General features: G+C 70.0%; 18 protein-coding genes. 10 read left to right on the top strand and 8 right to left on the bottom strand.

All coding sequences use genetic code 11. From position 1 onward, the window contains the following. Positions 1–133: 133 nt before the first annotated feature. The 4 genes from DJ476_RS07200 to DJ476_RS07185 form a co-directional block, all read right to left on the bottom strand. Positions 134–1,087 carry an amino acid ABC transporter permease gene (locus DJ476_RS07200; protein ID WP_112490132.1) on the bottom strand — a complete coding sequence of 318 codons (954 nt, stop codon included), beginning with the start codon at positions 1,085–1,087 and terminating at the stop codon, positions 134–136. Then, positions 1,084–1,731, bottom strand: coding sequence for an amino acid ABC transporter permease (locus tag DJ476_RS07195; RefSeq protein ID WP_070199598.1), 648 nt, complete (start codon positions 1,729–1,731; stop codon positions 1,084–1,086). Before DJ476_RS07195 ends, DJ476_RS07200 begins: the two co-directional genes overlap by 4 nt. Positions 1,732–1,895: 164 nt before the next feature. Then, entirely contained in the window at positions 1,896–2,819 is a 924-nt protein-coding gene (locus tag DJ476_RS07190; protein WP_019762302.1) for a glutamate ABC transporter substrate-binding protein, read from the bottom strand. A 62-nt stretch (positions 2,820–2,881) separates the two neighbouring features. After that, on the bottom strand, positions 2,882–3,667 hold the full coding sequence (locus DJ476_RS07185; protein WP_112490131.1) for an amino acid ABC transporter ATP-binding protein: 786 nt from the start codon (positions 3,665–3,667) through the stop codon (positions 2,882–2,884). Positions 3,668–4,046: 379 nt separating this feature from the next. Between DJ476_RS07185 and DJ476_RS07180 the strand changes: the two genes are divergently transcribed. Together DJ476_RS07180 and DJ476_RS07175 are read left to right on the top strand one after the other, a co-directional pair. Then, on the top strand, positions 4,047–4,739 hold the full coding sequence (locus DJ476_RS07180) for a response regulator transcription factor (protein ID WP_019766652.1): 693 nt from the start codon (positions 4,047–4,049) through the stop codon (positions 4,737–4,739). Between the two features lie 18 nt (positions 4,740–4,757). Further along, positions 4,758–6,179: a sensor histidine kinase gene (locus DJ476_RS07175; protein ID WP_103420300.1), complete on the top strand. Its 1,422-nt coding sequence runs from the start codon at positions 4,758–4,760 to the stop codon at positions 6,177–6,179. 55 nt (positions 6,180–6,234) lie between these two features. Here the strand turns inward: DJ476_RS07175 and DJ476_RS07170 are convergent, their stop codons facing one another. After that, a complete protein-coding gene (locus tag DJ476_RS07170; protein ID WP_103420302.1) occupies positions 6,235–7,233 on the bottom strand; it encodes a TAXI family TRAP transporter solute-binding subunit in 999 nt (332 codons plus the stop codon). 89 nt (positions 7,234–7,322) lie between these two features. Here DJ476_RS07170 and miaB point away from each other — a divergent pair, with 89 nt between their 5' ends. Further along, a complete protein-coding gene (gene miaB / locus DJ476_RS07165; protein ID WP_103420304.1) occupies positions 7,323–8,843 on the top strand; it encodes a tRNA (N6-isopentenyl adenosine(37)-C2)-methylthiotransferase MiaB in 1,521 nt (506 codons plus the stop codon). A gap of 117 nt (positions 8,844–8,960) precedes the next feature. Then, positions 8,961–9,674 carry a class III extradiol dioxygenase subunit B-like domain-containing protein gene (locus DJ476_RS07160; RefSeq protein WP_103420306.1) on the top strand — a complete coding sequence of 238 codons (714 nt, stop codon included), beginning with the start codon at positions 8,961–8,963 and terminating at the stop codon, positions 9,672–9,674. A gap of 65 nt (positions 9,675–9,739) precedes the next feature. Here the strand turns inward: DJ476_RS07160 and DJ476_RS07155 are convergent, their stop codons facing one another. Next, positions 9,740–10,003: an antitoxin gene (locus DJ476_RS07155; RefSeq protein ID WP_018488338.1), complete on the bottom strand. Its 264-nt coding sequence runs from the start codon at positions 10,001–10,003 to the stop codon at positions 9,740–9,742. A 153-nt stretch (positions 10,004–10,156) separates the two neighbouring features. Between DJ476_RS07155 and miaA the strand changes: the two genes are divergently transcribed. Continuing rightward, positions 10,157–11,110: a tRNA (adenosine(37)-N6)-dimethylallyltransferase MiaA gene (miaA, locus tag DJ476_RS07150; RefSeq protein ID WP_112490130.1), complete on the top strand. Its 954-nt coding sequence runs from the start codon at positions 10,157–10,159 to the stop codon at positions 11,108–11,110. Positions 11,111–11,154: 44 nt separating this feature from the next. On the opposite strand, the gene DJ476_RS07145 is transcribed toward miaA, so the two are convergent. Continuing rightward, the gene (locus tag DJ476_RS07145) at positions 11,155–11,754 is read right to left on the bottom strand and encodes a hypothetical protein (protein ID WP_162638651.1); all 600 of its coding nucleotides are present in this window, start codon (positions 11,752–11,754) and stop codon (positions 11,155–11,157) included. A 134-nt stretch (positions 11,755–11,888) separates the two neighbouring features. Next, positions 11,889–18,008, bottom strand: coding sequence for a DNRLRE domain-containing protein (locus tag DJ476_RS07140; RefSeq protein ID WP_318294435.1), 6,120 nt, complete (start codon positions 18,006–18,008; stop codon positions 11,889–11,891). A gap of 1,248 nt (positions 18,009–19,256) precedes the next feature. On the opposite strand from DJ476_RS07140, the gene DJ476_RS07135 reads away from it, so the two are divergent. The 5 genes from DJ476_RS07135 to hflX all read left to right on the top strand — a co-directional run bounded on the left by DJ476_RS07135 (position 19,257) and on the right by hflX (position 26,482). Continuing rightward, positions 19,257–19,706, top strand: a complete 450-nt coding sequence (locus tag DJ476_RS07135; RefSeq protein WP_103420312.1) for a hypothetical protein — start codon at positions 19,257–19,259, stop codon at positions 19,704–19,706. 158 nt (positions 19,707–19,864) lie between these two features. After that, positions 19,865–20,746 (top strand): diaminopimelate epimerase, encoded by an 882-nt coding sequence (gene dapF / locus DJ476_RS07130; protein ID WP_103420314.1) that lies wholly within the window; start codon positions 19,865–19,867, stop codon positions 20,744–20,746. Between the two features lie 190 nt (positions 20,747–20,936). Further along, positions 20,937–23,150, top strand: coding sequence for a RelA/SpoT family protein (locus DJ476_RS07125; RefSeq protein ID WP_112490127.1), 2,214 nt, complete (start codon positions 20,937–20,939; stop codon positions 23,148–23,150). Between the two features lie 167 nt (positions 23,151–23,317). Next, positions 23,318–24,775 (top strand): M1 family metallopeptidase, encoded by a 1,458-nt coding sequence (locus DJ476_RS07120; RefSeq protein ID WP_103420318.1) that lies wholly within the window; start codon positions 23,318–23,320, stop codon positions 24,773–24,775. Between the two features lie 186 nt (positions 24,776–24,961). After that, complete coding sequence (gene hflX / locus DJ476_RS07115) at positions 24,962–26,482, top strand: GTPase HflX (protein WP_019762236.1); 1,521 nt, start codon at positions 24,962–24,964, stop codon at positions 26,480–26,482. The last annotated feature ends 209 nt before the right edge of the window (positions 26,483–26,691 follow it).

Below are 26,691 nucleotides of genomic sequence, written 5' to 3'. Positions count from 1 at the left end.
AACGTGGCAGTCGAAGCCGGGTGCGTGATCACAGAACGTATGCAACCCATTGGGGGTGCTTGCGTCAAGTGACCGAGGCAGCGACGCGTGCGCCGCTGCCTCGAATGCTTCCGCCGGGAGAGACCGGCGGGGGTCAGTTCGTCGTCCCTCCGGCCCCACCGGCACCGTCGGTCCCGGTGCCTGCGCCCCCTGCGCCCCCCGCACCGTCGGTGTTCGAGCCGAACGTGCCGGCCGTCGCGTCGATGGTCCCGGGTGCCTGGACGGCCGGCGCCACCGCGATGCCGGTCTTGGCGCGGCGGCCGCGCTTCTCGATCCAGGTGGCCAGCGACGAGAGCAGCAGACAGAGCACGATGTAGATCGTGCCGACGACGGTGATCGTCGAGACGTACGGGTACTGGCCGTTCACCAGCGTGTTGGAGGCGATCAGACGCGCGGTCTGGAGCAGCTCCGGGTACAGGATGATGAAGCCGAGCGAGGTGTCCTTGAGGGTCACCACGAGCTGGCTGATGATCGTCGGCAGCATCGACCGGATGGCCTGCGGCATCAGCACGGTGACCATGACCTGCGTCTTGCGCATGCCGAGCGCGTACGCGGCCTCGCTCTGGCCCCGGGGGACGGCGTTGACACCGGCGCGCAGCACCTCGGCCTGGACACAGCCGTTGTAGACGGAGAGGCCCGCGGCCAGCGCCCACATCGAGTGGTCGGTGAGGAAGCCGACCCAGATCGCGTAGATCGTGATGAGCAGCGGGAGCGAGCGGAACAGCTCGATGAAGGTGGTCGCCGCCCAGCGGATCGGCTTGTGGTCGGAGAGGCGGCCCACCGCGAGCAGCACACCGAGGACGAGCGAGCCGATCGCGGCCAGGCCGAACGCCTTGAGGGTGGCGACGAGGGCGTTGGCGATGTTCTGCCGGATGCCCGCGTAGTTGAAGATGTCCCACATCTCGGGGGCGAGGTGCCCCTTGTCGGCCAGGCGCAGCACGCTGACCACGAGCAGCGCCGCGATGACGACGGTGCCGACGACGGCGTAGATCCGGTTGCGGACGAGAGCCTTGGGGCCCGGTGCGTCGTAGAGAACGCTGGCGCTCATCGGGCGACCTCCATGCGACGCTCCAGCAGCCGGAAGAGGCCGCTGATGGTAAACGTGACCACCAGGTAGCCGAGGGCCACCCAGATGAAGACGGGGACGATGTCGTAACCCTTGTCGCTCATCAGCTTCTGCCAGCCGAACAGCTCGGCGACGCTGAAGGCACCGGCGATCGCGGAGTTCTTGGTGAGCGCGATGAAGATGCTGCTCAGCGGCGGGATGACGGTCCGCGTCGCCTGGGGGAGCACCACGATGCGCAGGGTCTGGGAGAACGTCATCCCGATCGAGCGGGCGGCCTCGGCCTGGCCCAGCGGCACGGTGTTGATGCCGGAGCGGACCGCCTCGCAGACGAACGAGGAGGTGTAGAAGCCGAGCGCCAGCGAGCCGAGCACGAAGGGGCTCATCCCCGGGAAGAGGATCTCCGGGACGACGAAGAAGAAGATCAGGAAGAGCAGCGTCAGCGGGGTGTTGCGCATCAGCGTCACCCACGCGGTGCCGAAGTACCGCAGCGGCGGCACCGGCGAGACCCGGAACCCGGCGACGAGCACACCGAGGACCAGGGCGATAACCGAGCTGACGGCGGTGATCGACACGGTTCCTATGAAGCCGTCGCGGAACTCTGGGAAATTGTCGAGCAGTACGTTCATGAGGTCTCCGCGTCGGCGGGCAGCGGCATCAGGGCAGGGGAAGGGGCGCCCCGTACGTCCGCCGGGCCCCTGAGGGGCGGCGGGGCGGCGTACGGGACGCCTGGGTCACACGCGGTACGTCGGTGACGGGCGCCGGCCGCGCGGGGCGGCCGGCGGGCGTCAGGTCAGTAGCGCTCGAGCGCCGGCGGCTCGACGAAGGCCGAACCGGACAGGCCCAGCGTCGCCTCGTAGATCTTCTTGTACGTGCCGTCCTTGACGCGGTTCTCCAGCGAGTCGTTGATCGCGTCGCGCAGGACCTTGTCGTCCTTGTTCAGGCCGACGCCGTAGGGCTCGCTGGTGAAGGGCTTGCCGACGACCTTGAGCTTGCCGGAGTTGGCGGCCGCGTACCCCTTGAGGATCGAGTCGTCCGTTGTGAGGGCGTCGACCTGCTTGGTCAGCACCTGCTGCACGCAGTCGGAGTACTTGGCCAGCTCGACGACGTTGGCGCCGTACTCGGGCTTCTTGATCTCCTGGAGCGGGGTGGAGCCGACGATCGAGCAGACGCGCTTGCCCTTCACCGAGTCCTTGCCGGTGATCGAGTCGTCGTCCTTGCGGACCAGGAGGTCGGCGCCCGCCTTGTAGTACGGACCGGCGAAGCCGACCTGCTTCTTGCGCTCGTCGTTGATCGTGTACGTGCCGACGTAGTAGTCGACCTGGCCCTTGGAGATGGCCGTCTCACGGACGCCGGAGTCGACGGTCTTCCACTCGATCTGCTGCTCGGAGAAGCCGAGGTCCGCCGCGATCATCTTGGCCAGCTCGATGTCGAAGCCGGAGCGCTCCTTGGTCGACTGGTCCTCGAAGCCGAGGTAGGGCTGGTCGGCCTTGGCGCCGATGATCAGCTTGCCGCGCTCCTTGGCCTTCTTGAAGACCGGCGAGTCCAGGGCGACGTCCTTGGCGACCTCGTACGTGGGCAGCGCGGGGGCCTCGGAGGAACCGGGCTTCGTGCCGCTCGGCTTGTCACCGGCGGAGCCCTCCTTGCCGCCACACGCGGTCGCGGTCAGGGCGAGCACGGCGATGGCCGCGACGGCGGCCGACTTGCGGAGCTTCATGTCAGATTTCCTTAAGCCGTATGGTCGTTGTCGTCTGTCGTCGATCGTTCGGACGTCGTTCGTCAGTGGTGAAGGATCTTCGACAGGAAGTCCTTGGCCCGGTCGCTGCGCGGGTTGCTGAAGAACTGCTCGGGCGCGGCCTCTTCGACGATCTTTCCGTCGGCCATGAAGACCACGCGGTTGGCGGCCGAGCGGGCGAAGCCCATCTCGTGGGTGACGACGATCATCGTCATCCCGTCCCGGGCCAGCTGCTGCATGACCTCCAGGACCTCGTTGATCATCTCCGGGTCGAGAGCCGACGTGGGCTCGTCGAAGAGCATGACCTTCGGGTCCATCGCCAACGCCCGCGCGATGGCGACGCGTTGCTGCTGGCCACCGGAGAGCTGCGCCGGGTACTTGTTGGCCTGAACCCCGACGCCCACCCGCTCGAGCAGGGTCCGGGCCTTCTCCTCCGCCGCCTTCTTGTCGGCCTTGCGGACCTTGGTCTGGCCCAGCACGACGTTCTCCAGCACCGTCTTGTGCGCGAAGAGATTGAACGACTGGAAGACCATGCCCACGTCGGCGCGCAGCCGCGCCAGCTCCTTGCCCTCCTGGGGCAGGGGCTTGCCGTCGATCGAGATCGCACCCGAATCGATCGTCTCCAAGCGGTTGATCGTGCGGCACAGCGTGGACTTCCCGGACCCGGAGGGCCCGATGACGACCACGACCTCGCCACGGGCGATGGTCAGGTCGATGTCCTGGAGCACATGCAGCGCGCCGAAGTGCTTGTTGACGTTGCTCAGTACGACAAGGTCGTCGCCCGCGGGCGCGGCATCCTCGGCGGCCTTGGTCACTGAAACTCCGCTCATCGGCTTCTTGCTCCGTCCTCCTCGGGTTCCAAGGACACTAATGACGCGGTGCGACCAGCGTCATTACATCTGAGCGGAAATTGAGCATAACGATCCGGCGGCAACCGGACACTCCGCGTGAAGGGGACGCCACGTGCGGTGCGAGGGCGTACCGGGTACATAACGGAAACCCTCCTGCAACCGGCAACCCCTTGACGGGCGTACCCGTCATCGGAGTGGATGCCCTGTGCGGCGGAGCGAACGGAGCGCCACCGCAGACGGACTGGCGGCGGCGAAACACTGACGAAGGCGGTCGAACACCGTCGAACGGAGCACGAAGCCGGTTTACGCGAACGAGTCCGGGAAAGTCCGAAGGCCCGGGGAGAGCGAGAGGAGGGCCATGAGACTGCTGCTCGTCGAGGACGACGACCACGTGGCGGCGGCCCTGTCCGCCGTGCTCGCCCGGCACGGCTTCCAGGTCGTGCACGCCCGCAACGGCGAGGAGGCGCTGCGCGCGCTGCTGCCCGCCGAGAAGGAGCCCTTCGGGGTCATCCTCCTCGACCTCGGCCTGCCCGACCAGGACGGCTACGAGGTCTGCGGCAAGATCCGCAAGCGCACCGCGACCCCGGTGATCATGGTGACCGCGCGCGCCGACGTACGTTCCCGGATCCACGGGCTCAACCTCGGCGCCGACGACTACGTCACCAAGCCGTACGACACCGGCGAGCTGCTCGCCCGGATCCACGCGGTCGCCCGGCGCACCACCGGCACCGAGGACACCGCCCCGACCCCGGTCGCCGCCCTGCGGCTGGGATCCGTCGCGATAGAGCTGCCCACCCGGCGCGTCAGCGTCGACGGCACCGAAGTCCAGCTCACCCGCAAGGAGTTCGACCTCCTGGCCCTCCTGGCGCAGCGGCCCGGTGTGGTCTTCCGCCGCGAGCAGATCATCAGCGAGGTCTGGCGCACCAGCTGGGAGGGGACCGGGCGCACCCTGGAGGTGCACGTGGCCTCGCTCCGCTCCAAGCTGCGGCTGCCCGCCCTCATCGAGACCGTGCGGGGCGTCGGCTACCGGCTCGTCGCGCCGTCCGCGTAACGGGCCGGTACATCCCCGGTGCGCACCCGTCTCCTTCCGCTGCTCATCACCCTCATGGCGGCCGTCCTGGCCACCCTGGGCTTCCCGCTCGCGGTGAGCGTGGCCGCCGCCGAGCAGCAGCGGCTGGTCATCGACCGGATCGACGACACCGCCCGGTTCGCCGCCCTCGCCCAGCCCATCACCGACACCGTCCCCGCCTACGACGAGCGCCGGCTCACCCTCGCCACCGACCTGGAGGTCTACGCCTCCGTGTACGGGATCCGGGCCGGCGTCTTCTACCGCAACGACCTGGCCCTGGCGAAGGCCCCGGACGGCTGGATGCTACCGCCCGAGGGGGAGGGGCGCACCGCCTTCAACGAGGCGCTCCTCGGCCGCCGTTCGCACGACCCTCCGCAGGTGTGGCCCTGGCAGGACGGCCGGGTCGTCGTCGCCTCGCCCGTCGTGCGCGACGGCGACGTGGTCGCCGTCGTCGTCATCGACTCGCCCACCGACGAGATGCGCGCCCGGATCCTGCGGACCTGGCTGCTGATCGCCGTCGGGGAGGCGCTGGCGATGCTGGTGGCGGTCGGCGCCGCCGTCCGGCTCACCGGCTGGGTGCTGCTGCCGGTACGGGTCCTGGACGCGGCCACCCACGACATCGCCGTCGGCCGGATGCGCTCACGGGTCGCCGCCGCGGGCGGGCCGCCGGAGCTGCGGCGGCTGGCCCGGTCCTTCAACGAGATGGCCGACAACGTCGAGGACGTCCTGGAGCAGCAGCGCGCCTTCGTCGCCGACGCCTCCCACCAGCTGCGCAACCCGCTCGCCGCGCTCCTGCTGCGCATCGAGCTGCTGGCCCTGGAGCTGCCGGAGGGCAACGAGGAGATCGCCGCCGTACGGACCGAGGGCAAGCGGCTGGCCCGGGTCCTGGACGATCTGCTCGACCTGGCGCTGGCCGAACACGCCGAGGCCGACCTCCAGCTCACCGACATCGTCCCGCTCACCGCCGACCGCGTCGCCTCCTGGCGCCCGATGGCGGACGAGAAGGGCGTCCACCTCTCCCAGGACGGGGCGCCCGCCGCCACGGCCTGGGCGGACCCGGTGGCGCTCTCCAGCGCGCTGGACGCGGTCATCGACAACGCCCTGAAGTTCACCCCGGCCGGGGAGGACGTACGGGTCACGGTCACGCCGGGCACCACCGCGGTGACCGTCGTGGTGGCCGACCGGGGGCCCGGCCTCACCGACCAGGAGCTGGAGCGCGTCGGGGACCGCTTCTGGCGCTCCACCCGCCACCAGAACGTCAGGGGGTCGGGGCTCGGCCTCTCCATCTCCCGCGTGCTGCTCGCGGCGGGCGGCGGCTCGATCGCGTACGAACGCCATGAGCCGCACGGTCTGCGGGTGACGCTCTCCGTGCCGCGCGAGCAGCCGCCCGCCACCGGGTCCCGGGGCCCGGCCGAGCGGTAGCGCCTCGGGGGCGGACCGGGCGCCGGTGCCTCAGGGCTGGATCAAGGGCCGTGCCTCATGGCTTGACCGAGCGGTAGTAGCGCCTGGCCCCTTCGTGCACGGTCAGCGGGTCGGTGTAGATCGCCGTCCGCAGATCCACCAGCTGGGCCGCGTGCACCTCACGGCCGATCCCGTCCCGGCTGTTGATCACGGTCCGGGTGAAGGCCTCCGCCATGGCCGGATCTATACGGTCCGTGGTGATGAGCAGATTGGCCACCGCCACCGTGGGCACCGACGTGCCCCGCTGCGCGTAGCGGTAGGCGTCGGCGGGCATCGTGGCCGACCGGTAGTAGCGCGCGGAGCCGCCGTTCGACTGCAACTCCTTGACCAGCTCCTCCTCCAGCGGGACCAGCTTGATCGCGAACCGCCGCGACAGCTCGTGCACCGCCCCCGTCGGCAGCCCGCCGGACCAGAAGAAGGCGTCGAGATCGCCGGAGACCAGCCGGTCCGGCATCGTGTTGATCCCCGCCGAGACGGCGGTCAGGTCCCGCTGCGGATGGACCCCCGCCGCGCTCAGCAGCCGGTCCGCGACCAGCCGGACCCCCGAGCCCTCCTGACCCACACCGACCCGCTTGCCCCGCAGATCGGCCACGCTCGCGATGTCGGAGTCGCGCGGGACCACCAGCTGTACATAGTCGTCGTAGAGCCGCACACAGCCCCGCAGCCGATGGGCGCCGGGCCTGCCGTCGCGCACATAGGTGGCCACGGCGTCGGCGGTGGCGATGGTGAAGTCCGCCTTCCCCGTCGCCACCCGCGCGAGATTCTGCTGGGACCCCTCACTGGTGAGGAGCTTTATGGAGACCTCGGGCATGTCCTTGGCAAGGGCGCCTTCCAGCCGTTCCCCGTACCGCTGGTAGACCCCGCTCGGCACACCCGTGGAGAACGTCAGCGTCCCGCTCGGCGTCCGTTCGCCCAGCGGGAGGAGCCACCACCCGAGCAGCCCGAGCACGACCGCGAGCACGGCGCCCGTCCGAAGGGTGCGCCGTCGGTCGAACCGGGACAGAGCGTGGAACATGCGCGCGATCCTGCCAGCTCACCGCCTCTCTGACCAGGCCCGGCCGGGCAGGGACCGGGGCGCACCCGGCCACCGCCTACCCTGGTCACATGAGCAGCGGCAACCGGAGCGAAGAAGCAGTGGACGTCCAGAAGAGCTACGAGGTGCGTACCTACGGGTGCCAGATGAACGTCCACGACTCCGAACGGCTGTCGGGTCTCCTGGAGGACGCCGGTTACGTCCGCGCTCCCGAGGGCGCCGACGGTGACGCCGACGTCGTCGTCTTCAACACCTGCGCGGTACGGGAGAACGCCGACAACAAGCTCTACGGCAACCTCGGCCGCCTCGCCCCGATGAAGACCAAGCGCCCCGGGATGCAGATCGCCGTCGGCGGCTGTCTGGCGCAGAAGGACCGCGACACCATCGTCAAGCGCGCCCCCTGGGTGGACGTCGTCTTCGGCACGCACAACATCGGCAAGCTGCCCGTGCTGCTGGAGCGCGCCCGCATCCAGGAGGAGGCGCAGATCGAGATCGCGGAGTCGCTGGAGGCCTTCCCCTCCACGCTCCCCACCCGCCGCGAGTCCGCCTACGCCGCGTGGGTCTCCATCTCCGTCGGCTGCAACAACACCTGCACCTTCTGCATCGTCCCGGCCCTGCGCGGCAAGGAGAAGGACCGCCGCACCGGCGACATCCTGGCCGAGATCGAGGCCCTGGTCGCCGAGGGCGTCTCCGAGATCACCCTGCTCGGCCAGAACGTCAACGCGTACGGCTCCGACATCGGTGACCGCGAGGCCTTCTCCAAGCTGCTCCGCGCCTGCGGGAAGATCGAGGGCCTGGAGCGCGTCCGCTTCACCTCGCCGCACCCCCGCGACTTCACCGACGACGTCATCGCCGCCATGGCCGAGACGCCCAACGTGATGCCGCAGCTCCACATGCCGATGCAGTCCGGCTCCGACCGCATCCTCAAGGCGATGCGCCGCTCCTACCGCCAGGAGCGCTTCCTCGGCATCATCGAGAAGGTGCGCGCCGCGATGCCGGACGCCGCCATCTCCACCGACATCATCGTGGGCTTCCCCGGCGAGACCGAGGAGGACTTCGAGCAGACGATGCACGCGGTCCGCGAGGCCCGGTTCGCCAACGCCTTCACCTTCCAGTACTCCAAGCGCCCCGGGACCCCGGCCGCCGACATGGACGGCCAGATCCCCAAGGAGGTCGTGCAGGAGCGGTACATGCGCCTGTCCGCCCTCCAGGAGGAGATCTCCTGGGACGAGAACAAGAAACAGGTCGGCCGCACCCTGGAGGTCATGGTCGCGGAGGGCGAGGGCCGCAAGGACGGCGCCACCCAGCGCCTCTCCGGCCGCGCCCCCGACAACCGCCTGGTCCACTTCACCCAGCCCGAGCAGCCCGTGCGCCCCGGTGACGTGGTGACCGTCGAGATCACCTACGCCGCCCCGCACCACCTCCTCGCGGAGGGCACCCCGCTCGCCGTACGGTCCACCCGCGCGGGCGACGCCTGGGAGAAGCGCACCACGGCCGCCGCCAAGCCGGCCGGAGTGATGCTCGGCCTCCCCACCGTCGGCGCCCCGGCCCCGCTCCCGGCGGCCTCGGCCCCTGCCTGCGGGATCGGCTGACCGTACGGGGCGGCGAACCGCCTGGCCGGGTCGGGCGAGGGCGACGGGCGAAGAGCCCCCGTCGCCTCGGTGCGGGGGCGCGGCGGACCGTTCCCCCTGCCCAGTACGCTGACCGGCATGCTTGTCGCCGCTGCCGTCTGCCCCTGTCCGCCGCTCCTGGTGCCCGAGGTCGCCGCCGGGGCCGCGCCCGAACTCGACCCCGCGCGGGCCGCGTGCCTCGACGCCGTGGGGGTGCTGGCCGCCTCCCGCCCCGATCTGCTCGTGGTCGTGGGGCCGGGGGACGGCTCGACCGCCGGTGCGTACCCGGCAGGCGCGTACGGCTCCTTCCGCGGCTTCGGCGTCGACCTCGACGTGACCCTGGGCGCGCCGGACCCGGCCGCTCCGGGGCCGCGGCTGCCGGACTCCCTCGCCGTCGGCGCCTGGCTGCTGGAGCGGGCCCGCTGGACGGGTGCACCGGTCGAGGCGCTCGCGGTGGACGGGCGCGCCCCCGCCGGGAAGTGCGCCGGGGCCGGGCAGGAGCTGGCCGCCCGCGCCGACCGCGTCGCGCTCCTCGTGATGGGCGACGGCAGCGCCTGCCGCACGGTCAAGGCGCCCGGCTATCTGGACGAGCGGGCCGAGGCCTTCGACGCCCGGGTCGCCGAGGCGCTGGGCGCGGCGGACCTCGCCGCACTCGACGCCCTGGACGAGACCCTCGCGTACGACCTCAAGGCGGCCGGCCGGGCCCCCTGGCAGCTCCTCAGCGGCGCCGCACGGGGCGCGGGCCTCGACGGGCGGCTGCTGTACGAGGACGCGCCCTACGGCGTCGGCTACACCGTCGCCGCCTGGTCCTGAACGCGCCGATGGCGGCACCGGAAGGCTCCGGTGCCGCCATCGGGAGTGCCGTACCGCCGATCGGGTCAGGAAGCGGGCGGGGGCGGGGTGGCGCCAGGGGTACCGCCGGGCGTGCCGCCGTCCTTGTTGCCCAGCTTGTCCACGGCCTCCTTGGCCTTGCGCGTACCCGAGTCGATCTTGTCGCTGTACTTGCCCTTGGTCTTCTCGTCGACCGTGCGCGCGGCCTTGTCGAGGCCCTGCCCGATCTTGCCCCCGTGCTGCTGCGCGAGGTCGCCGACCTTGTCCTTGGCCGGTCCCAGCTTGGCCTTGAGGTTGTCCAGGAGCCCCATCGGGTCACCTTCCGTGCAGTGAGGACGGTCTGACGGGAGCGTTCTCCCGCCCCCATTGTCCGTCACCTGCCCTTTCCTGCCGACTTTACTCGCCCTTTAGCGTTTCCCTGATGGTCCGCGGAACCCCGGAGTGTGCGGTGGCACCCCGGGGGTTTGGGAGACTGTTCCGGTGAACCGTCCCCCTTCAGCCCCCGTGTCATCACCGTCGTCGGCCCCACCGCGGCCGGAAAATCCGATCTGGGGGTCTTCCTCGCCCGGGAACTCGGCGGCGAGGTGATCAACGCCGACTCCATGCAGCTCTACCGCGGGATGGACATCGGTACGGCGAAGATGACCCCCGCCGAGCGTGCGGGCGTCCCGCACCATCTGCTGGACATCTGGGACATCACCGAGGCCGCCAGCGTCGCCGAGTACCAGCGCCTGGCCCGGCTGGAGATCGACCGGCTGCTCGCCGAAGGCCGTACGCCGATCCTGGTCGGCGGCTCCGGGCTGTACGTGAAGGGCGCCATCGACGCCCTGGAGTTCCCCGGTACGGACCCCGAGGTGCGCGCCCGGCTGGAACGGGAGCTGGCCGAGCGCGGCTCCGGCTTCCTCCACCAGCGGCTCGCCGCGGCCGACCCCGACGCCGCGCGCTCCATCCTCGCCAGTAACGGCCGCCGGATCGTCCGGGCCCTGGAGGTCATCGAGATCACCGGCAAGCCCTTCACCGCCAACCTCCCCGGCGAGAAGCCGGTCTACGAGGCCGTCCAGATCGGCGTCGACGTGGAGCGCCCCGAGCTGGACGAGCGCATCGCCCTGCGCGTCGACCGGATGTGGGAGGCGGGCCTCGTCGACGAGGTGCGCGCCCTGGAGGCGGCCGGACTGCGTGAGGGCCTCACGGCCTCACGGGCCCTGGGCTACCAGCAGATCCTGGCGGCGCTCGCGGGGGAGTGCACGGAGGAGGAGGCGCGGGCGGAGACCGTACGCGCCACCAAGCGCTTCGCCCGCCGGCAGGACTCCTGGTTCCGCCGCGACCCGCGGGTGCGGTGGCTCGGCGCCGGACACCGTGACCGGGAGGAACTCCCGCACCGGGCGCTGACGTTGATCGAACGAGCGGTCACAGCCTGATGGTGTGGTGGCGGAACGATCGCGTAGCGGGAGCTCCGACCCCCTCATGAACCGCCCGCTTCACGGTGGACGGCCTTCCTGACATGAGGTTCGAAAACTGTGAGGACGCTCCAACTGGCGCCGCCGTCAAGACGCTTCCATGGGGTCACGGGGCGGGCGTCCATGGTCACCGTCGCAGTGTCCCGGTCCGTCTCGATGGAGACGCGCAGCCTCACCGGGCCGACAGGCGAACTTGCGCAGATGAGGGTGAGCTTGCCGTGCGTGAACTCCTCGACTTCGTCGATCCGGGGGGACGGCACCTTCTTGAGGGCGTGCAGCACGCTGTCGGTGAGCTGGTAGGCGGTGGTGCCGGCGGGCACCGGCGTCCGGAACACGACGGTGCAGGACACCGCCGCGGCCTCGGCCGCCGGTGTCAGGCCATGACGCGAAGCCGTACGCCAGAGATGCCACGTGTTCGACGTGGCGATCACGACGGCCAGGACGACGCCCGCCAGAAGGCCGACGAGCATCCCTTGGAGGAGCGCGGTCGGCCAAGCGTGCGTGTCCTCCGATATCAGTACACCGGCCATGGCTGCCCCGATGACAACGGCGACCGAGACGGCGGCCACGGCGGTGCGACGCACGATCGCGAGCCAATAGCGCAACATGAATGGAATTCTCGGTTTCTGTTTGAAGGGTCGATCAGAATTCAAGCGTCATGCCGCCTGGACGGTGACAGATAAAAGCAGGACGACATGCGCCCTGGCCTCAGGATCCTGAGGCCAGGGCGCATCCGGGATTACTTCATCGCCTTGGTGAGCTTATCCCATGCCTTGATCGATGCCCGGTCTCCGTACCCCCGGAAGACCTTGCCGCCGATCTTCTTGATCAGTTTTCCTACTGTTCCGCCGAACCCGCCGATCGCGGCCCCGACGAGAACTGATTTGAGGGCGCCTCGGGTGGTGAACCCGTGCCCGCCGTGGTGCGTGTACCAGTACCGCGCGAAGCCGCTGATTCCGCCGCCGACGGCTCCACAGATGATCGGGCCGGCGAACGGTGCGCACACAGCGCCGACGATCGCCCCGATACCCGTGGTGAAGACACTGCACCAGAACCCGCATGAGCGCGGCTTCTTCTGCTTCTTCCTGCCGTCGAGGTCGTAGCAATTGACGGGATCGCCGCCGCAGTACTCGTAGGCGTTGGCATTTCCCCCGTAAATCGGGTCCACGGAAAGGAAGCGTCCCGTGGTGGAATCGTAGAGACGTACACCCATGAGCGTGACACCGTTCGGTGTCTCACTGGAGCGTTGCTTCCCTCCGAGCCAGCCGTAGCGGGCGGAGTTCGTCCCGGGGAGCAGGTTGCCGAATTCGTCGTAGCTGTTGACCACGGGGGTGGTCGAGTCGACCAGGGGAATCTGGGTGGTGACGTCACCGTGGATGGTGGCCAACTGAAGAACCACGTCACCGTCGGCGCCCGTGGTCGCGATCAGGTCGCCGGCGAGGTCCTTGAGGTTTCGGCTGATCCCGCTGCCGCCCTCTTCGGTCCACTCGGGGCTGTCCGCATCCGCTCCGTAGTGGTTCTTCTTGGTGACGGTGGTGTTCCAGGCCGCGTTCTCATCCTGCTCCTCGACCGTGAAGGAAGAGGGGCGGCCGAGAACGTCGAGGTTGTACGTGGTGCGCTTTCCAGCGGCAGTGATCTGACGGACCAGATCGTTGGTGTAGTAGCTGTATGCCGCGCCGCCGGCCTGTGCGGTGGTACGGCCGAAGGCGTCGTAGACGGTGCCGTCGGCGATGAGCCTGTCGGCGCTGTCGTAGGACGAGGAGACCGTCCTGGTCTCCGGTGCACCGCCATCGACATCATCGACGGTGGTGGTCAGGGACTTCCGGTTGCTGTTGTCATCGAAGGCGTAGGCGCGGTGAGTCGTCACGCCGACCTGTGAATCGTCGGTACGTGTGAGGCGGCCGGCCGCGTCGTAGGTGTACTCCTGGTAGGCGCCGCCTCCGGTGTACGTGGTGCGCTCCACGACCTGGTCGTGGATGTTCTTGCTGAGAGATTCCCCCTGGACGGTCCAGCCGGATTCCCAGTGCCAGAAGCGAGAGGTCTCGGCTCCCGTGGGGTCGAGGTTGAACTCGACGTCCATGTTCCAGGGCAGCTTCTGCTTGTAGAGGCGGCCGTCGGAGTCGTAGAAGGCCGTGACGTCGCCAATGCCGCCCATCACCGAGTCGTGGGCACGCGTGGGCAGGCCCGCAGGGCTGTCGTAGGTGTAGGTCGTCTCCGAGGGGACGGAGTTCGCGCTCCGGATGACCCGGTTGCGGCTGTCGTACTCGGTGTTGGTGACGTTGCCGGTACCGTCGTCGTAGGAGACCTCACGGCCGAGCTTGTCGTTGGTGCGGCGGACCGTGTTGGTGCCACCGGTGAGGGTCGCCACGGATCCGTTGCCGGAGTCGTAGGTGACCGACGTGTCGGGAACAGCGGTACCGGAGCCGCCGGTGCTCTGGCTCTGCTTCAGGCGGCCGGCCGCGTCGTACGTAGTGGTGTTCGTACGGGTGACGCCGTTGGCGACCTCGATCGTCCTGGCCGGGTTGCCCCACCGGTCATATTCGAAAGTGGACGTGGCCAGTTCGTCCGGGTTTCCGGCACCACCGGTGATCTTGCCTGCCGGACCCGTGGAGCAGAGCAGGTCCGCCCATTCCGGGCGGCCCGCACATGCACCGGTGCCCGTGCCGGACCAGTAGGTGCTGACCCTCGCTCCCGCGTCGGCTCCGCTCGACTTGGGCAGCGTGGTTTTGACGACACGCCCTTGTGCGTCGTATTCCGTAGCCTTGGTCAGCTTCAGGCCGTCGGGGTCGGTGATCTCCTTGAGGCGCAGCCCCTTGACCCAGTCGTAGGTCATGGCAGTGGTGCGGATATCGCCATCGGTCGGGTAACCGTCGACGAACGCCCCGACAGCCGTCGTGGTGGGCTGGTCGGCGATGCGTGCGCTGCCGTCGGTGGGCCGCCCCTCGTCATACCGGGTGACGGTGTGGGAGCGGGCTGCGACCTGGGTTCCGGCCGCGAGGTCGGGGCTGTCGCTGTCGCCCTTGAGACCCTTCGCCAGAGTCACCAGGTGGAGCGGTTCGTACTGTTCCACCAGCCGGGCACCATCAGCCGTGTACACCGAGACCGAGGCGAGCTTCTGTGCGCGTTCGGCCGGGGAATCAGGGAAAATGCCCAGTTCCTTCTGGGTGTTCACCTGGAAATCGGCACTACCCAGAGCGAGCTCACGGTTGGTCGCGCCCAGTTCGAACACGGTGTTGCCGAAACGGTCGTACTGAGTGGCGGTCAGGTGCCGGCCCGGCAGTCCGGTGTTGACCGAGAGGCCCGAGGCGTTGGTGTAGGTGATCGTCGCCTTGTCGTAGTCACCCGCGCTCAGGTCGCTTCCCGTGTGGGAAGCCGGCACCTGGTCGGCGGGGAAGACCGCTGTGGCGTCGGACGGGGCGTCGTCCTGCGCCCAGGCCCTGGTGTCGGAGACAGCAACCTGATTCGGAGCCTTCGCTCCGGAGAGCGCGACATCGTACACAAGGGACGTGGTGGCCTTGCCGCCGTCGGCCTCGTCCTTGCTTCCTGCCTTCAGAGTGGGACGAGAAGCGGACAGGAGCATGCCGTCACCGGCGACAGCGGCCGCGCCGGCCTTGCCGTACGCGAAGGTCCACGGCAGCTCGCCGGGCGGAGTCTGGGTGAGCACGCGGCCCGCGCTGTCGTAGGTGTACGCGGTCTTCAGCGCCGGGCTGATCCGCGGATCCCATTGCTCGCGCAGTCGGCCCGACGCGTCGTAGGCGTACTGGGAGACGACCGTGGCCGTTGCCGTGGAAGCACCGGGGACCGTGTTCCACAGACGGATGCGATTCACCTGGCCGGTGAAGTCACCCAGGGCCGAACCGGAAGCCGTGGTCGCGGTGGCGTACTGGTACTCCAGGATCCGGCATCCCTTGGTGGAGGGAGCAGTCGCGCAGGTGGATGCCGACACCGCGGAGCTGGGGGAGATCACGTACTTGGGGCGCGCCAGGGGCTTGCCGTTCACGGTGACCGTGTCGGAGTGCACCGTGGTGGTGGAGTTATTGGTGGGCAGAGCGGTACTCGACAGCTGCCAGGTGTCGAAGGACGCGCTGATCTTGGTGAATGTGGCAGTGGATCCCTCGCTCTCCCGCAGAGTGAAGGACTCGGTGAACTTTCCGGTGAGAGTGAAATCTTCCGCTCCGGGTTCGGACTTCCAGCCACCGGCGTTGGTCGCGGTGAACCCGATCTCCGTTCCGTCAGCGGCCACCACCGCGACCGAGGTCGTGGAAGTCCTGCGGAGGAACGTCCAGTCGCTGCCGGACGTTTCCGCGATCGTGCCGGCAGTCCACTGCGGGCCGAAGATCGCTGCCTGGCCTTCCTGCTGACCACCCTCGTCGGGGGTGCGCGAAGAAGCGGTGCGCGCCGCACTCAGGGAGAAGCCGGAGGCATCGACGGCCGACAGCGTGAAGTTACCGGTCAGAGTGTTGACGGTGCCCGGCCCCACAGCTTCGCTGGGTGCCGCACCTGCCTGGCGGTCCACAGTGACGGTGCTGGCAGGAGAGGCGTCGGTGCTGGTGCCGTCGGTGAAGACCGCACGGACATCGATCGGACCGTCCTCGCCGAAGGTGTCGGTGATGTTCCAGGTCAGGGCCTCGGGCGTGCCGGTGCTGACCTTCGCGGGCCAGGACGGCAGAGTGCTTCCATCGGCCTTACGGCGTACGTCCGCGACCGGGACGTCCCTCCAGGTGTCGGTCTCGCCACGCCGGTACTGGTAGCGCACCCCTGTGTCGGTGCTCTTGCCCAGACCTGCCAGCTCGGCCCGTCGAGCCGACCGGTCACCCTCACTGGGGGCGGTCAGAGCCGCGCCCGAACCCGCGTAGAAGACGAAGGTCCTGTCGGCCGAGACGTTGCCCGCCCCGTCCTTGGTACGTGCGGTCAGGGTGTGTTTGCCGGCGCGGAACGCTGGCTTGGCGGTCACCGCGGTGCCGGTGGTGGGGATCGACTGCCAGGCTCCGCTGTCCAGCTTCCACTGCACCTCCTTCACATCCGACGATGGCGGGGTGAGGGTGAAGGAGCCGGTGAAGTCGCCGTTGCCGTTCGGGGTGCCCGACCACTGGTTGGCGGGGAAGTCGGTGGAGGACACGGACGTCGCGGCCGGCGCGGTGGTGTCCACGCTCAGAGCGCGGAAGGCGGACCACGCGCTGGTGGCCGAGCCGTCGCTGGCTCGCACCCGCCACTTGTAGGCACCGCTCGTCAGCGCGGTCGGCGTCCAGGTCGCCTGCGCGCCCGATGCCGCCGACTTACTGCCGGTCCGCAGCGCTGCACTTCCGTTGGCAGCCCACACCTCGTAGGCGAGGGTGACCTGGGAGCCGTCTCCGTCCAGGGACTTCGCAGACAGTGCCGGGGTGCCCGAGGACGCCGCGAACTGGTCGACGGGAGCGATCAGCGTCGGCACACCAGGGATCGAGTTGTAGGTGACCGACATGTACGGGGTATTGCTCGCGGCGTTGCCGGAGTTGAACCGCTTCCACCCGTAGGGGTCGGTCTCGTCGGCAGCGCGTACGCCCAGAGTGTTGCTGCTATTGCCGTTCCCTGCCCATGACTTGGCCAGCGAGGTGACGTCGGCGCTCACCCAGCCGTCGTCACAGGCGGTGGAGAAGCCCTTGGTCTGCGTGCTGGAGCCGTGCTTCGTGCCCCAGCTCGGCTGGTTCGTCCAGAGGGTGGAGGTACTCGCGGTGCCGGTGGACCACACCTCCCAGCCCTTGGCCGTGCAGGACCAGGAGTGGTACGCGAACAGGTTGAGCTTGGCGGCCGTGATCTGCTTGCCCGTGATGTTCTTCATGGGGAAGGACAGGAACGAACGCGCCACCTGGGAGGCCCCGTTGTTACCGATCTTCAGGTCCGTCGAGGTGGACTGACCAGTGGTGTAGCCCTGCTGGACGAAGGTGTCGAAGCTCGCGCCCACGTTGATCGCCGGGTCGATGGTCACCGGGAACTGCGTAGACGCGTCCGCCAGGAACTTCGCGTCCGGGGTCAGCGTCAGGGTGACGGTGTCACCGTTCTGCGCGACCGTCACGTCCACCTCGGCCGTGTGGGTGCGCTCGCCGGACTTCTTGTCCACCTGCGCGTCCCACATCACCGGAGCGGGCAGCACCCCGACGAACTTCCCCTTGGCGTCGGTGAAGGAAACGGAACCGTCCTTCTGCGCCTTTGCCTGGAGGCCCTTGGCCTTCAGGCTGTAGGCGATCGCCCCCTTCGCATCGACAGCGGAACGGCTCTTGAGTTCCAGGAACTGTTCGTAACCGGTACGGGTCGATTCGATCAGCAGGTCCGTCGCGGGCAACGCGTCCTTGTACCGGGCGACGTTGTTCTCGGCACCTTCGATGACAGGTGTCGGCAGGGCCCCGTACCAACCCAGTTGGATCTGTTGTCCGGTGTGGCCTTCCAGCGTCACCAGCGGCGTACCCGCCTGGGACGTTTTCTGCCCAACTCTCTTCAGCCCCTTGGGCGCCGCGCTCCTACCGCCGAGGCGCAGGTCGTGCGGGTGCCCCTTCGCGGCGACCGATCCGTCCGACATCTTTTCCAGGGAGACATCGATGTCCTGCCAAGAGCCCTGATCGTCCAGGAACCTGACCGGACCGGCGTACGCGTCCTCCGTCACCGACCCGTCAGCGTTGACAAAGACTGACGAAGTCTCGGTTCGTTCGTCCAGCGCCTCGATCCGACGCTTCTGGATCTTCGCCTTCAACCGGGCTGCCGCCAGCGAATCCGCTGTCGCGGGCCCCACATCCTTCGTGGGCTCGGCTGCCTGCTGGGCACTCTGCGGCTCAACCGCGAAAGCCCCGCGCTCAGTCGTGACGACCGCAGCCGCCTCGATGGTCATCAGCAGTGTCAATGCCGCGGCTATCGATCGCCAGCGCTGCGTCGATGGAGGGGGCGAGAAGGGTCTGGGGGATGCGACGGATCTCCGTCTTTCCCCCCGCAACATGCTTATCACGCCTGCTCCTTGTGCTGTGTGCGGATTGATCTCCGCATATGCACGGGATGATCGCATGTGCTTCACGGAAGGTGCGCTGAATCTTCACGGGCCGGCAGGGGGTTCTGGTGCTGGATTTTGTCTGCTTCTCCCTCATATGCGGAGTGCTGTCGGAGGCGACCCTCAAGTAGACCTCAATAAAATTGTCCATTTCAGGGCTTAAGTTCGTAATATTGCGATCTAGTATTTTGCCTTCTCTTGGCTATCCGGCTTGGCTGAAATTAGTTAATGGCTGTATCTGCTCTGGCCCCATGGCCTCATGCCGGTTCCCGCCCGACGCAGCGAGCGCTCGGCCTCGCTGACCCGCGGCTCGCCACATCGTCTGAGAACACGTCGTCCAAGAACTCGCCACCGCCCTCGCCGCTGGGATGAGATCCGGCAAATGTCACCTGCCGCGTGGCGTTTCCGGCGGGCCGCTGTGTGCGTGGCCCCGTCGGTATGCGGATCCCGGTCGGGACCGGGCAGCGCGTAGGCGGGCCGCCTCGAGCGGTGGGGTCGCGACCTGTGATTCCATGCCGGTGCGCGTCCGGGACGCGGTCGCGGCTTTCGTGCTGCCGGTGAGGCCGCGCTTGCTGGCGAGCCGCGCCTTCGCGTACTCCTCGAAAGCCATTTCTCCGAGGGTCGCCCGCTGTTCGGCGGTGGTTTCGGAGGGTGGTCCTGTGAGCTCCGTGCTGCTCGGTCAGGCGATCGACGGCGGCGTCCTGGGTGGGGAAGTCAGGACTCCTCGGCCTGCTTGCACCGGGTGTTACGGAAGCGGATGGCGTGGAGGTGCGGGTAGCTGAGGGCCTGCGACACTCCCAGGCCGGAAGAAGCCGCCCATGACCTGCGCAAGCTTGTTCGACATGGTCGTGGTGGTTCCTTCTGCAGGCCGGTCCCGGCTGGTCAATCCGGCGCTGACCTGGGGCTATTGCTGACCTCTCACCGACTCCCTGACCAGCGGCGGGTGCCTGACCTGCATAAACCCCAAAGCGTGGCTATAACGGCCTGATCACGTGATGGCATCGGGACGCCCCGGCCGTCAATTCGGCACCCGTGATCGTGCCATCATCGAGCATCGATCCACCAGTGCAGTCCGAGTTGGGAGGGCGCGTGGCGATGGAGGCCGGCCCTCGCGACACGGAGCAGCACGACGTACCGCCACCGCGGCAGCTCGCGGGGCGGCTGAGTCCTGACGGTCCCGACGGCCCGGACGAGCAGGACGTGGCCCCCGAGGTCGAGGTCGAGCTGCGGCCCGCCCGCAGACTGCGGATCTGGCAGCTCGCGCCCATCGTCACGCTGGCCGCCGTCGGCTCCCTGATGTTCGCCTTCCCGCTCGCCTTCGAGTTCGGCGACGGCGGCGCCGTGGTCGCCATGCTGGGGCTGCTGATCAGCTGCTGCGCGGCCGGCTGGGGCATGATGGCGGCCCGCCGCGTCGGCCACACCTGGCCCGGCCTGCCCGCCCGGGGCTCCGGCGACCGCCCCGACTGGCGGGTGATCGCGCTGTACGTGGCCGTGGGCGCCGGACTCGTCGCCCTCGCCATCTGGCGCGTGGCCCGGTTGCGCTGACGGCCCTCGGGGCGCCGTTCCGGGGCGCTCGCTCGGCCGCCCGGATCGGGGCCTCAGAGGCCCTGGAGTCCGCCCGGGGCGCCCCCAGGGACACCCCTGGAGCCTGCCCGGCGGGTCCGGCCTCGCGGAGTGTCGGTGGCGGCTCGTACAGTTGCCCTGTGAGCACTTCGAGCACTTCGCGGATCAGCTTCCTCAAGGGTCACGGCACCGAGAACGACTTCGTGATCGTCCCCGACCCGGACAACGCCCTCGCGCTGCCCGCCCCCGTCGTCGCGCGGATCTGCGACCGCCGGGCCGGTATCGGCGCCGACGGGGTGCTGCACGTGGTCCGCTCCGCCGCCCACCCCGAGGCCCGGGACATGGCCGCCGAGGCCGAGTGGTTCATGGACTACCGCAACGCGGACGGCTCCGTCGCCGAGATGTGCGGCAACGGCGTGCGCGTCTTCGCCCACTACCTCCAGCGCGAGGGCCTCGTCGAGCAGGGCGGCCTGGCCGTCGCCACCCGGGGCGGCATCAAGCAGGTGCACATCGCCAAGGACGGCGACATCACCGTCTCCATGGGGCGCGCCCTGCTCCCCGAGGAGAGCGCCACGGTCGCCGTCGGGGAGCGCAGCTGGCCCTCCCGCAACGTCAACATGGGCAACCCGCACGCGGTCGCCTTCGTCGACGACCTGGCCCACGCGGGCGACCTGCTCTCCGCGCCGCCGGTCAGCCCCGCCGCGGTCTACCCGGAGGGCGTCAACGTCGAGTTCGTCGTCGACCGGGGCCCGCGCCACGTCGCCATGCGCGTCCACGAGCGCGGCTCGGGCGAGACCCGCTCCTGCGGCACCGGCGCCTGCGCGGTCGCCGTCGCCACCGCCCGCCGGGACGGCGCGGACCCCGCGGTGACCGGCCTCCCCGCGACGTACCGGGTGGACCTCCCCGGCGGCACCCTGACCATCACCGAGCACCCGGACGGTTCGGTCGACATGACCGGCGCCGCCGTGATCGTGGCCGAGGGCACCATCGACCCGTCCTGGCTGGAAACGGCCACCGGCTGACCGGCAGGCACGCCCCGGGGCTCCCGGCTCGAAACGGTGATCGGTCCGGGCTTCGCTCGAATGGGTGATCCGTTTCACGCTGGGCGAGAGCCGGACTGCGCCACGTGGTGGGGTCGATAGCATCAAGCACCGGCCCGGAGCGGCATCCGCCCCTCCCCACCGCCGGTCGACGTTGCCGGAGGTGCCCCCCATGAGTGCAGAGGCCGCCGACCCCGCCGCTGTGCCCCGCAGGCGGAGCCGGCCCAGGATCGATCTGCGCAGACTGGGCCGGGTGGCGCTGCTCGGCCCGGTCCCCCGCGACCGGCTGCCCGCCGCCATCAGCCATGTCGCGGAGGCGCACCGGGCCCACCACCCCGACGCCGACCTGGCCATCCTGCACCGCGCCTACGTCCTCGCGGAGTCCTCGCACCGGGGCCAGATGCGCAAGAGCGGCGAGCCCTACATCACGCACCCGCTGGCCGTCACCCTGATCCTCGCGGAGCTGGGCGCCGAGACCACCACCCTGACCGCCTCCCTCCTCCACGACACCGTCGAGGACACCGAGGTGACGCTCGATCAGGTGGGGGAGCAGTTCGGCGAGGAGGTCCGTTACCTCGTCGACGGCGTCACCAAGCTGGAGAAGGTCGACTACGGCGCCGCCGCCGAGCCCGAGACCTTCCGCAAGATGCTCGTCGCCACCGGCAACGACGTCCGGGTCATGTCGATCAAACTGGCCGACCGGCTGCACAACATGCGCACCCTCACCGTGATGCGCCCCGAGAAGCAGGCCCGGATCGCCAAGGTCACCCGGGACGTCCTCATCCCGCTGGCGGAACGCCTCGGCGTCCAGGCGCTCAAGACCGAGCTGGAGGACCTGGTCTTCGCCATCCTGGACCCCGAGGGGTACGAGGAGACCCGCGCCCTCATTGCCGGTGCCACGGGCGGCGAGGACCCCCTGTCCGCCATCGCCGGCAACGTACGGACGACCCTGCGGGAGGCGGGCATCACCGCCGAAGTCCTCATCAGGCCGCGCCACTTCGTCTCCGTCCACCGGGTCCGCCGCAAACGCGGCGAGCTGCGCCCCACCGACTTCGGCCGGCTGCTCGTCCTGGTCGGGGAGGACGCCGACTGCTACGCGGTCCTCGGTGAGCTGCACACCTGCTTCACCCCGGTGATCTCCGAGTTCAAGGACTTCATCGCCGCCCCCAAGTTCAACCTGTACCAGTCGCTGCACACCGCCGTCGCCGGACCCGGGGGCGCGGTGGCCGAAGTCCTCATCCGTACGCACCGGATGCACAAGGTGGCGGAGGCGGGCGTCGTCGCCCTGGGCAACCCGTACGCCCAGGGACCCGCCGCCCCGCAGACCGAGCCCTCCGACGAGCGCGCCGACCCGACCCGGCCCGGCTGGCTCTCCCGGCTGCTGGACTGGCAGGAGTCCGCCACCGACCCGGACACCTTCTGGACCACGCTCCGCGCCGACCTCGCCCAGGACCGCGAGATCACCGTCTTCCGCACCGACGGCCGCACCCTCGGCCTGCCCGCCGGGGCCAGCTGCGTCGACGCCGCCTACGCCCAGCACGGGGAGCGGGCCCACGCCTGTATCGGGGCCCGGGTCAACGGCCGCCTGGCCACCCTGAGCACCGTCCTCAGCGACGGCGACACCGTGCAGCTGCTGCTCGCCCAGGACACCGCATCCGGCCCGTCCCCCGAGTGGCTCGACCACGCCCGCACCCCCGCCGCCCGCATCGCGATCACCGGCTGGCTCACCGCGCACCTGGAGGCCGCTGGACCGGAGGCCGGGGGCTCCGAAGCCTCCGGGCCCGAGGCCGCGGACTCCGGCCGTCCGGTTCCGGTGCCGGAGGCCGGGGGAGCGGACGGCGCCGATGACCGTACGGAACCGGCCCCCGGCGGCCCGCAGCCCGCCGCGCCCGCCCGCACCCGGTCCGGAGGGAGCGCCGCGGGCGTCGTGGTCGACGGCACCGACAGCCCCACCCGCCTGGCAGGCTGCTGTACGCCGGTGCCCCCGGACGAGGTGGTCGGCATCGTGATCCGGGGCGGCGCCGTCACCGTGCACCGCCAGGAGTGTCCCGCCGTGGCCCGGATGCGGGAGATCGGGCGCGCCCCCGTCGCGGCCCGCTGGCGCGCCGAGGACGGCGGGAGCGACGCCGCGGGCTGCCGGGTCACCCTCGTCGCGGAGTCCTTCGGGCGGCCCCGGCTGCTGGCCGACCTCACCGAGGTGATCGCCACGGCCGACGCGGCCATCGTCTCCGCCACCGTCGAACCGCCCAGCGAGCAGCGGGTCCGGCACACCTACACCCTCCAACTCCCCGACGCCGCCGGGCTGCCTGCGCTGATGCGGGCCATGCGCGAGGTCGCCGGGGTCTACGACGTCAGCCGGGCCCAGCACCCGCCCGCCACCGGCTGACCCCCGGCCACCGGGCGTGATGGGTTCGGGGTCACCCGCCCCCGGCCCCAGCCCCCCGGCCGCCACCAGCCGGGATGCGTCACCGGAGCGCCCCCGGGGCCGCCCCGTTCGGGTGGTGCGGCGCGCGGCGTCGCCGGGAGCGCGCCCCGCGCTGATAGCGGTAGTCCATGCCGCACCTCTCCCGCCGTCTGCGCGCCGCCCTCCTGGCCACCGCGTCGCTCACCCTCGTCGCCGCTGCCGCCCTGCCCGACCCCGAGCCGCTGGGCATCGGTGACCGGCTCTTCCCCGAGCTGGGCAACCCCGGGTACGACGTCCTCGCGTACGACATCGCCTTCACCTACCACGGCAGCAACACCAAGCCCCTGGACGCCGTCACCAAGATCGCGGCCCGCACCACCGCACCGCTGGACCGGATCAACCTCGACTTCGCCCGGGGCACCGTCCAGGGCGTCGAGGTCAACGGGCGGGCCGCCGACTTCGGGAGCAGGAACGAGGACCTCGTCGTCCAGGCCCCCCGCCGCCTCCCCGCGGGCGTACCGCTCGACATCACCGTCCGGCACACCAGCGACCCGGCCGGGACCGCGGGCAACGGGGGCTGGATCCGTACGGCCGACGGCCTCGCCATGGCCAACCAGGCCGACGCCGCCCACCGGGTCTTCCCGAGCAACGACCACCCCTCGGACAAGGCGCACTTCACCTTCCGTATCACCGCCCCCAAGGACCTCACGGCCGTCGCCAACGGGCTGCCCGCGGGCCACACCCGTCACGGCACGACCACCACCTGGACGTACCGCACCGAGCACCCCATGGCCACCGAACTGGCCCAGGTCTCCATCGGCCGCTCCCACGTCCACCACCACACCGGCCCCCACGGACTGCCGCTGCGCGACGTCGTCCCGGCCGCCGACCGCAAAAAGATGGAGCCCTGGCTGAAGAAGACCCCGGCCCAGCTGGAGTGGATGGAGCGGCGGGTCGGCCGCTACCCCTTCGAGTCGTACGGAGTCCTCGTCGCGGACAGCCGCATCGGCTTCGCCCTGGAGACCCAGACGCTCTCGCTCTTCGGCAAGTCGTTCTTCACCGAGCCCGCCTACCCCGAGTGGTACGTCGACTCCGTGATGATCCACGAGCTGGCCCACCAGTGGTTCGGCAACAGCGTCTCGCCCGCCACCTGGTCCGACCTCTGGCTCAACGAGGGGCACGCCACCTGGTACGAGGCCCTGCACGCCGAGGAGAGCGGGGGAGTGACCCTGGAGCGGCGGATGCGCGAGGCATACAAGCTGTCCGACGGCTGGCGGGCGGACGGCGGCCCTCCGGCGCGCCCGGACGCCCCGGCCGAGGGCGAGAAGCTGAGCCTCTTCCGCCCGGTCGTCTACGACGGCAGCGCCCTGATCCTCTACGCCCTGCGCCAGGAGATCGGTGCGGCGGCCTTCGACCGGCTGCAGCGCGCCTGGGTCCGCGTCCACCGGGACTCCACGGCGACCACCGAGGACTTCACCCGGCTCGCCTCCGGCATCGCCGGACGGGACCTCACGGCCTTCTTCGAGGGATGGCTGTACGGGGAGAAGACCCCGCCCATGCCCGGTCACCCCGACTGGCGCGCGGCTCAACCTGCTGCCACCCCGTGAGCGCGGGGGAAACCCCGGCCGTGACCGTGGGGGAAAACCCCGGTGACGGGCCCGGCGGGGCCGTGCCACTATCGACAGGTCGGTACGGCGGACCGCACGGGAAGGCCCGGCGGTGGTGATCGGGAATCATCCGGAAAGATCACACGTTGTGACTGACGTAAAGACTTCTATCGACGTAAGGATCCAATGACCTCCTCTTCTTCCCTTCCCCAGGACGCGCAGGACGCGCGGAGCGCCACGGACAGCACCCCCGGGAGCCTCACCGAGGGCCTTCGGGCCGACGCCCTGATGGAAGAGGACGTCGCCTGGAGCCAGGAGATCGACGGAGCGCGCGACGGCGATCAGCTGGACCGCTCCGAGCGTGCCGCGCTGCGGCGCGTCGCCGGTCTCTCCACGGAGCTCGAGGACGTCACCGAGGTCGAGTACCGACAGCTGCGCCTGGAGCGCGTCGTGCTGGTCGGTGTCTGGACCTCGGGGACGGTGCGGGACGCGGAGATCTCCCTCGCGGAGCTGGCCGCCCTCGCCGAGACGGCCGGCGCCCAGGTGCTGGACGCGGTGTACCAGCGGCGCGACAAGCCCGACCCCGCGACCTACATCGGTTCCGGCAAGGCGCTGGAGCTGCGGGACATCGTCCTCGAATCCGGCGCCGACACCGTCGTCTGCGACGGTGAGCTGAGCCCCGGCCAGCTGATCCACCTGGAAGACGTCGTCAAGGTGAAGGTGGTCGACCGCACCGCCCTCATCCTCGACATCTTCGCCCAGCACGCCAAGTCCCGGGAGGGCAAGGCACAGGTCTCCCTGGCGCAGATGCAGTACATGCTGCCGCGGCTGCGCGGCTGGGGTCAGTCGCTCTCCCGTCAGATGGGCGGCGGCGGTTCCAGCGGCGGTGGAGGCATGGCCACCCGTGGTCCCGGTGAGACCAAGATCGAGACGGACCGGCGGCGGATCCGCGAGAAGATGGCGAAGATGCGCCGGGAGATCGCGGAGATGAAGACCGGCCGCGAGATCAAGCGGCAGGAGCGCAAGCGCAACAAGGTGCCCTCCGTCGCCATCGCGGGCTACACCAACGCGGGCAAGTCCTCGCTGCTCAACCGCCTCACCGGCGCCGGTGTCCTGGTGGAGAACGCCCTGTTCGCCACCCTGGACCCGACCGTGCGCCGGGCCGAGACCCCGAGCGGCCGGATCTACACCCTGGCCGACACCGTCGGGTTCGTCCGGCATCTGCCGCACCACCTGGTCGAGGCGTTCCGCTCCACCATGGAGGAGGTCGGGGAGTCCGATCTCATCCTGCACGTGGTGGACGGCTCGCACCCGGTGCCGGAGGAGCAGCTCGCCGCGGTCCGCGAGGTGATCCGTGACGTCGGCGCGGTCGACGTGCGCGAGATCGTCGTGATCAACAAGGCGGACGCGGCGGACCCGCTGGTCCTCCAGCGGCTCCTGCGCAACGAGAAGTACGCCATCGCGGTCTCGGCCCGGACCGGCGAGGGCATCGACGAGCTGCTCGCGCTCATCGACGCCGAGCTGCCGCGCCCGTCCGTCGAGATCGAGGTGCTCGTGCCGTACATCCAGGGGGCTCTGGTCTCCCGGGTGCACGCCGAGGGCGAGGTCCTCTCCGAGGAGCACACCCCCGAGGGCACCCTGCTCAAGGCCCAGGTCCACGAGGAACTGGCGGCGGAGCTGGGGACATTCGTCCCCGCCGCGCACTGATCACCCGCGCCCTGACCGCCGTACGGCGGACCGGGCCGTGACGAGGACGCCCGACCGGGAAACCCCGGCCGGGCGTCCTCGCGTTCACGCCCGCTGCGGCGCCGTCCAGCCCCTCCGGCATCGGCCCCGCCCTCGCCGTCGAACCGTCGGTCCTGCCCTCGCCCTCGCCCTCGCCGTCGTACCGCCGTACGACCGTCGTTCACGCCCGC

The organism is Streptomyces bacillaris, assembly GCF_003268675.1.
GTDB lineage: Bacteria > Actinomycetota > Actinomycetes > Streptomycetales > Streptomycetaceae > Streptomyces > Streptomyces bacillaris.
The sequence above is the reverse complement of the archived record's forward strand: the minus strand, read 5'-3'. Positions and strand labels throughout refer to the sequence as shown.